Here is a 7747-nt window from a genome sequence, read left to right as displayed (position 1 = left end):
TGTGATCAGAAGAAGCAGACGACGGCGTAGCCGCAGCCGACGAAGTCCTGGCAGCTCCCGATGCCGAGGCACTTGGTGAGCTCGTCGAAGTCGCCGACCTCGAGCAGGGCCGGGGGCTCGTAAATCGCGGTCATGATTCCTCCCAGATGGTGGTACCGCCCGGGCCGACCAGTTCGGTCCGTGGCATGTCTGGGAATCTACGCAGGGTCATGTCCCACGGTCGTGGGTCAATTGCCTCACGGCCGTCCCGTCAACCGTCCCAACGCCGGTGACGCAGGAAGCCGAACGCCAGTGCCGCGACGGTCCAGGCCAGGAGGACGAGGAAGCCGGTCAGCGCGTCGTCCGAGCCGACCGTGAGCATCCGCATGCCGGCCCGGTCGGGGAGGTAGCGCACCATCTCCTTCGTCGCCCCGATGGTGGACAGGATCTGGGACCCGGCGAGCACCATCGGGAGCATGACGGCCAGCGGGACGACGGCGCCGCGGGCCGCCGAGGCCACGCCCGCCGCGAACAGGCTCATCAGTGTCAGGTAGACCACGGAGCCGGCGAGGGCGCGGGGCACGCCGCTCGCGTCGATGCCGGCGCTGTGGGGACCGAGGGCGGACTGCGTGAGCAGGTAGCCGAGGACGGTGACGGGGACCGCGACGGCCAGCGCGGCGGCGGCGGTGACGGCCGTCTTCGCCAGGTAGAGCCGCCCGCGCCGGGGCACGGCCATCAGCGAGACGCGCATCATGCCCGACGAGTACTCGGTCGAGACGAGGAGCACCGCGAACACGATCAGCGCCAGCTGGCCGTAGAGGACGCCGTCCAGGCCCGCCTGTTCGGGGGTGAAGTCGGAACGGAGCAGCGGGTTGTCGGACTCGATCGCGTTCCGCGCGGACCATCCGCCCAGGGCGCCGATGAGCAGGCTGACGGGAGCGAACAGCAGCAGCGCGCCGAACGTGCCGCGGACGCCCCGCAGTTTGGTGAACTCGGCCCGCATGGCCGCGGCCGTCTCAGACACGGGTGCCGCCTCCTTCGTTGCCGGTGAGCTTGAGGAAGGTGTCCTCCAGCGATCCCGTGTGGGTGCTCAGCTCTTCGAGCGGGACGTCGCCCGCCGCGGCCAGCCGGTTGATCTCGGCCGCCGTCATTCCGTCGATCTCCAGGCTGCCGTCGTGCGCGAGGCGCGGTGAGGCGCCCCTGCGCTGCAGTTCCTGGTGCAGGCGCAGGGGTTCGGGGGTCCGCACCCGCACGTAGGTCCGCGCGTGGCGCTCGATGAACTCCGACGTGCTGGTCTGGGCGAGCAGTCGGCCGCGGCCGATGACGATCAGGTGGTCCGCGACCATGGACATCTCGGTCATCAGGTGACTGGAGACGAGGACGGTCCGGCCCTCGGCGGCCATCGAGCGCAGCAGGTGGCGCAGCCACCGGATGCCCTCCGCGTCCAGGCCGTTGACCGGCTCGTCGAGCACCAGGACGGGCGGGTCGCCGAGCAGGGCCGCGGCCAGGCCGAGGCGTTGTCCCATGCCGAGGGAGAACGTGCCGATCCGCCGCCGGGCCACCGCGGTCAGGCCGACCATCTCCAGGACCTCGGCGGCCCGTCGCCGGTCGATCCGGTTGCTCTGCGCGATCCAGCGCAGGTGATCGGCGGCGGTCAGCCCGCGGTGCGAGACCGCCGTGTCCAGCAGGGCGCCGACCTGCCGGGCGGGGTACGTCAGTTCGTGGTACGGGCGGCCGCCGATGAGGGCGGATCCGGCGTCCGGGCGGGTGAGGCCGAGCATCATGCGCATCGTCGTGGACTTCCCCGCCCCGTTGGGGCCCAGGAAGCCGGTGACGGCTCCCGGCCGCACCGTGAAGGTGAGGCCGGCGACGACGGTGTTCTCCCCGTACCGCTTGGTGAGGTTCTGGGCTTCGATCACGGGACGAGTCTCGTCGGGCGGGCCGGCCGGCCGCATCGGTCCGGGGGCGGGACTCCGCGACGGCCGGCACGGGCCGGACCCATACCTGCGGATGAGTCCGGCGCCCGCGAGCCGGTCCGGGCTCAGTACGGCAGTGTCGCCACGATCCGGAAGCCGCCGCTCGGCCGCGGCCCGGCGCTGAAGGTGCCCCGGTGCGCGGCGACCCGTTCCCTCATCCCGACCAGGCCCATCCCCCCGCCGGGCACGGTGGGCCGGTGCCCGGGGCCGGGGCCGTCGTCGGTGATGTCGATCGTCAGCGTCCCCTGCGCGGCGGCGAGGCGGACCCGGCAGCGGGTGGGCGCGGCGTGCTTGACGACGTTGGTGAGGGACTCCTGGACGATCCGGAACACGGACAGCGCGACCCCGTCCGGGGGCTCCTCCTCGTACGCGGTCCGCAGGTCGACGCGGACGCCGGCCGCCTCGGCGGTACTCACCAGGGCCGGCAGGTCCGACAGCCCCTGGACCGGCCGCAGATCGCCGGCCCCGCCGTCCTGCTCGCGGCGCAGCACCTGCAGGGTGGCCCGCATGTCGCGCAGCGCCCGGCGGCTGACGTCCTCGATCACCGCCAGGGCCTCCCTGGCCTCCTCGGGGCGGGTGGTGACCACGTGGTTGGCGATGCTCGCCTTGATCGCGATCAGGCCCACGCTGTGGGTGACGACGTCGTGGATGTCGCGGGCGATGCGCAGGCGTTCCTCGGACTTCGCCTGCTCGGCCGCGTGCTCGATGGCGCGCCGCAGGCTCTCCCGCCGCTCCCTGACCGCGGTCCCCGTCGCCCAGGTGGCGCCGAGGATGAGCAGTCCGAACACGGTCTGTACGGCCCTGCTCCCGCCCTGGTACCCGTGTCCTCCCGACACCGTCATGAGGATCGCGCCGGCCGCGCACGGCCCGGCGACCAGGAGCGCGGAGAGCCCCGGTCGCCCGCTCCTGGTGGTGGCCACCTGGTACAGGGCGTAGGCGGCGGCGAGGAAGGGGGTCGGCCCGAGCCCGGCGGCCAGCGCCACGCAGGCGGCGGTGAACACGGCCGCGAACACCGGGACCGGCCACAGCGTCCGTACGACCAGCGGCAGCGCGGTGCCGAGGGACAGCAGCCACGCGGCGGTGGCGCTCGGCTCGGCGCCGTCGGCCGGACGCAGTACCGACACCTGCGGGAGGAGCACGAACCCGACCACGGCCAACACGTCCAGCGAGATCAGGCGCCGACGAGGAGCATCACCCATGCGCCGAACGTAGGGGACGGGTTCGAGGCACGTCCAGTTCGGCCACGGGCCGGGGCCCGGCACGTGGTGCCAGGTATGCGCCATTGCCCCCCGGCGACGACGCCATGGTTCCGCGGCACATGCCGACCGACACTGCCCCCCCTTTCCCGGGATAAACATCCATTCCTCGGGATACTGCCCCCACCGCCCCGTTCCGGCCACGGCCCGCCGCGCCCGCACGACCACCGGAGCCACGGGCGAGCGACGGCCGAGGGAGAGCGACGGGCCCGGAACCCCAAGGGACTTCGGGCTCACCCGCAGGTCCAGGGCCTGCCGGCACCCCCGCGCCACCCCCTTCGGCGGGAACATGTCCATGACCGGATAGCGACCCATCAAGTGGAATGATCTCTTTTCACTTAAGGGTCGAACTTGCGTTTTGATCGTTCGCCTACCCATACTCGCTTGAGCGCCGAGCCACCTTTCTCCTGCATATGAATGACAGCCAAAGAAGAGCTGAATACTTCGAGGCAGCCGCCCCGGGCCGGACCACCCCCACGTCACCGGCCCGCAGTGCGCCACAACGCGAGGAGGACCCTTCGAATTCAGGAGATGCCGAAAAGAATTCGACGCCATCCGGCACCCCCCAGCCGATGGAATTCCAGGAGACATGGTAAATGGAGATCAACCTGTTCATCATCAGCGACAACCCGGTTTCGCTGGCCGGGCTGGAGACAATTATCGAACAGGATGACAAATTTACACTCATCGGCCAGGCGGTGGGCGGCGTCGACGGCATGCGATGTCTCGACAGAGCCGGACTGCAACCACACGTGATCATCCTGGGCGAGCCGTCCTCGAAGAAGTCCATCTACGAGGACGCCCAGCAGATCACCTCCAGGTACCGCCGCCACAAGACCAGGCCGAAAATCATCGTGGTGTCGCAGAACGACGACGACGACGCGGTCTTCACCGCGCTGCGCGTCGGGGTCAGCGGGTACCTCGCGCACATGAGGTCGTCCGAGGAACTCCTCCACTCCATCAAGATCGTGGCGGAGGGAGGTGCCGTCTTCAGCGGGACCATCGCCTCCCGGCTCAGCCGGCACTTCTCCACCGTGCCGATCCTGCCGGAGATCAGCGGGTTGTCCGACCTGACCAGCAGGGAACTCGAAATCCTGGAACTGCTCGCCGGTGGACTGAGCAATCACCAGATCGCCCGCCGGATCTTCCTGGCGGAAAAGACCGTGCGCAACTACGTCTCGCGGATCTTCACGAAACTGGAGGTGCACGACCGGGCCTCCGCGGCAATGCTGGCCCGGGACGCCGGCCTCGGCCAGGAGACCCGGGGAGCCCGCATCATGAAGCACGAGTTCGCCTCAGGGGTGGCATGACATCTGCCCAGCGCGCCTGACGCGAATGAAGAAGCTCCGGTCGGAGCGGGTGGCCGTCGGCCACCCTCCCGGGCCGGGGCTTCGGCGTGCCCTGCCCGGAATCCGCGTTTCCCGCAATTCGGAACACAAGGAGTGAATGAGTCGTGTCCCCAACCCAGCTGCCCCTCTTCTGCCTCCCCTTCGCGGGCAGTGGAGCCGGGTTCTACCGCGCCTGGAGTGCCGTACCCCCCGGCCTCAAGGTCGTTCCCCTCCAGCTTCCCGGCCGCGAGGAGCTGTTCCTGGAGGATCCGTTCACCGACGCGTCGAAGGCCGCCTCCGTCCTCGCCCCGCAGATCCTGGAACTCGTGGGCGAGGAGGCACCGTTCGCGCTCTTCGGCCACAGCCTGGGTGCCGTCCTCGCGTACGAACTGGCCCGCGAACTGAGCGGACGCTCCGGACTGCGCCACCTCTTCGTGAGCGGGTCCCCCGGCCCCGGACACGGGCGCGCGCAGCGGGCGACCGGCCTGGACGACGAGGAGTTCCTGGCCCGCGTCGGCGAGTTCGCCGACTACCGGCACGCGGCTTTCGACGACCCCGATCTGCGGGAGCTGCTGCTGCCCCTGCTGCGCGCCGACGTGGCGATGCACGAGGACTACGTCCCCGTTCCCGGCCCCCCGCTGACCCTCCCGGTCACCTCGCTGCGCGGCGCCGACGACCGGCTCGTCTCCCGGGCGCAGGCCGAGGAGTGGCGGACCACGACCCGGGCGTCCTTCACCTACCGCGAACTGCCCGGCGGTCACATGTACCTCGTCGACTCCCCGGAGACGCTCCTGACCGCGGTCACGGGCGCGCTCCACGACGGCGTCACCACCCCGGCCGGCTCCGACCGGGGAGGACCGCAGTGCGGCTGAAGGGCAAGACGGCCGTGATCACGGGGGCGGCGCGCGGGCTCGGCCGCGCCTGCGCCGTCCGGTTCGCGGCGGAGGGCGCCGACCTGCTGCTGCTCGACATCGCCGGCGACCTCCCCGGCGTGGGGTACCCCATGGGGACGGCCGCCCAGCTCGAACACACGGCCGACCTCTGCGCACACCACGGCGTCGCGGTGCTCCCGGCCCAGTGCGACGTGCGCGACCTCCGAGCGGTCACGTCGGTCGTGGCGGAAGGCCTCGACCGGTTCGGACGGCTGGACGTCCTGGTCAACGGCGCGGGGATCGCCGCGCCCTCCGGCCGCAGGGTCCACGAGATCTCCGAGGACGAGTGGTCGCTGATGCTCGACGTCGACCTGTCAGGGGCCTGGCGCATGACCAAGGCCGTGGTCCCGGCGATGATCGAGCAGCGCTCGGGGAGCATCGTCAACATCTCCTCGACCGCCGGTCTCGTGGGCTACCGGCACTTCGCCGGCTACGTCGCCGCCAAGCACGGCATGATCGGCCTGACCAAGGCGGCGGCACTGGACTACGCGCCGCACCGCATCCGGGTGAACGCGCTCTGCCCCGGCTCCGTCCGGGACGACCCGCTGGTCGAGGGCCGGATGCTCTCCGAGATAGCGCGCTCGCTCGACGTCCGCGTCGACGAACACGAGGAGGTGTTCGTCCAGGCCCAGCCGATGAACACCCTCATCGAGCCCCCGGACATCGCCGGTGCGGCCCTCTGGCTGGCGGGAGACGACTCGCGCCAGGTGACCGGCAGCGTGCTCACGGTCGACGGCGGCTTCAGCGCCCGGTGACCGTGCCCGCCCAACCCCTTCGAAGAGGGAATCCGATGACCGTACGCACTCCCGCGTGCCACAGCCTGGTGGTACGCGCCCGTTACCCGGTCGACCGGGAACAGAGCCGGAAGTTACTCGAACAAGAGACCATGAAGCTGCCGGAGCCGGCGGAGCTGCGGCTGTGGAGCCTGCCGCTCGCGGCGGACTCCTCGTCGGCCGCCGGGCACGCGCGCGTCCGCCAGGAGGCCGAGCGGCCGCTGCACCCCTGCGGACCTCCGCTGCGCGCCGTGCTGGTGGAGTACGCCGACGGGGTCGCCGACGCGGTCCTGGTGGCGCGGTCCTCGGTGCCCTACGACGTCCTCGCGCGGCTGGCGGCGCTCATCGTGGACGGCGAGCCCCTCGACGACGACCCGCTGCCCGGCTTCGGCGCCCCCGGCGCACCGGGCGCGTGGGAGACGCCCGAGGACGACGCCACGTCACCGGCGCTTCCCTGGGGCCTGGGAACCGGTCACACGCCCGACCCCGCCGCCACCGGGACGGTGTCCCTCACGGACCGTCCGGCGTGGGCCGGGGAGGAGGTGCTGGTGGCCGCCGCGGCGCTGACGCTGGCGCGCTACCAGGGCGAGCGGGAGGCGCGCATCGCGGTGTTCGACCGCGCGTTCCGGGCGGGCGCTCCCGCGCCGCGGACCGTCCGGGTCGACGCGGACGGCACGGTCGCGGACCTCCTCGCGGCCGGTGCCGGCGTTCCGCCGTCCGGCGCGGCGACCGCGCGCGTGGGCGTGGTGCTCGGTGACGCCGCCTCCGGAACCTCCTACACCCCGTTCCCCGGTTCCGGGCTCGACCTCCTCCTCCACCTGGAACGGCGGCCCGACGGCAGCTGCGCCGCGCGCCTCCACCACGATCCGCGCACGGTGGCTCCGTCGACCGCGGAGTGGTTCGGACGAAGCGTCCTGCGGGTGGCCCGGCTGCTGGACACCCTGCCCGGGACGACCCCGACGGCGCGGCTGGGGCTGCTGGACCACGCCGCGGCCGAGGCCGTGACGCGGCTGGGCGGCTTCCGTTCCGCGCCCGGCTCCTCCGATTGGCCGGCGGCCGCCGGGACCGGGACGGAGCGGCGCACGCGGCCGGACACCATCGACGGGCGGATCACGGAGCTGGCCCGGCGGTGCCCGGACGCCGTCGCGGTGACCGACGACGAGACCACCCTGACGTACGGCCTGCTGGACGACCGGGCGGAGAGAGTGGCCGCCGGTCTGCGCTCCCTCGGCGTGGACGGCGCCCGCGTGGGGGTGTGCCTGGAGAAGGACACCACGTTCGTCGCCGTCCTGCTGGGCGTGCTGAAGGCGGGCTGCGCCTACGTCCCGATGGACACCCGGTACCCCGAGGAGCGGCTGCGCTACACCGCGACCGACGCCCGGGTACCGGTCGTCATCGGGGACCCGGCCCGCTTCCCCCGGATCGAGGGGGTGACCGTGATCTCCCCTCAGCAGCTCCTGGACGCCGGGGATCCCGGCAGCCCCGGCCTCCCCGCCGCGCGGG

Annotated in this window: 7 protein-coding genes and 1 pseudogene; 4 read left to right on the top strand and 4 right to left on the bottom strand. The window is 72.1% G+C overall.

The annotated features are described in order from the left end of the window. Positions 1–5: 5 nt before the first annotated feature. From ABD308_RS11925 to ABD308_RS11910, 4 genes are all read right to left on the bottom strand, one after another. A complete protein-coding gene (locus tag ABD308_RS11925) occupies positions 6–134 on the bottom strand; it encodes an aborycin family tricyclic lasso peptide (RefSeq protein WP_344332239.1) in 129 nt (42 codons plus the stop codon). A 116-nt stretch (positions 135–250) separates the two neighbouring features. Then, positions 251–1003 carry an ABC transporter permease gene (locus ABD308_RS11920; protein WP_344332237.1) on the bottom strand — a complete coding sequence of 251 codons (753 nt, stop codon included), beginning with the start codon at positions 1001–1003 and terminating at the stop codon, positions 251–253. After that, on the bottom strand, positions 996–1898 hold the full coding sequence (locus ABD308_RS11915; protein WP_344332235.1) for an ABC transporter ATP-binding protein: 903 nt from the start codon (positions 1896–1898) through the stop codon (positions 996–998). Before ABD308_RS11915 ends, ABD308_RS11920 begins: the two co-directional genes overlap by 8 nt. A 122-nt stretch (positions 1899–2020) precedes the next feature. Further along, complete coding sequence (locus tag ABD308_RS11910) at positions 2021–3154, bottom strand: sensor histidine kinase (protein WP_344332230.1); 1134 nt, start codon at positions 3152–3154, stop codon at positions 2021–2023. Positions 3155–3807: 653 nt separating this feature from the next. Between ABD308_RS11910 and ABD308_RS11905 the strand changes: the two genes are divergently transcribed. From ABD308_RS11905 to ABD308_RS39655, 4 genes and pseudogenes are all read left to right on the top strand, one after another. Next, complete coding sequence (locus tag ABD308_RS11905; RefSeq protein ID WP_344332225.1) at positions 3808–4521, top strand: LuxR C-terminal-related transcriptional regulator; 714 nt, start codon at positions 3808–3810, stop codon at positions 4519–4521. Between the two features lie 143 nt (positions 4522–4664). After that, positions 4665–5411 (top strand): thioesterase II family protein, encoded by a 747-nt coding sequence (locus tag ABD308_RS11900; RefSeq protein WP_344332222.1) that lies wholly within the window; start codon positions 4665–4667, stop codon positions 5409–5411. Next, entirely contained in the window at positions 5402–6226 is an 825-nt protein-coding gene (locus tag ABD308_RS11895; protein ID WP_344332218.1) for a mycofactocin-coupled SDR family oxidoreductase, read from the top strand. Before ABD308_RS11900 ends, ABD308_RS11895 begins: the two co-directional genes overlap by 10 nt. Positions 6227–6261: 35 nt before the next feature. After that, a pseudogene (locus ABD308_RS39655) lies at positions 6262–7747 on the top strand (AMP-binding protein); the annotation flags it as partial.

It is taken from the genome of Kitasatospora putterlickiae, assembly GCF_039527695.1.
Taxonomy (GTDB): Bacteria; Actinomycetota; Actinomycetes; order Streptomycetales; family Streptomycetaceae; genus Kitasatospora; species Kitasatospora putterlickiae.
This window is presented reverse-complemented; position numbering and strand designations above follow the sequence as displayed.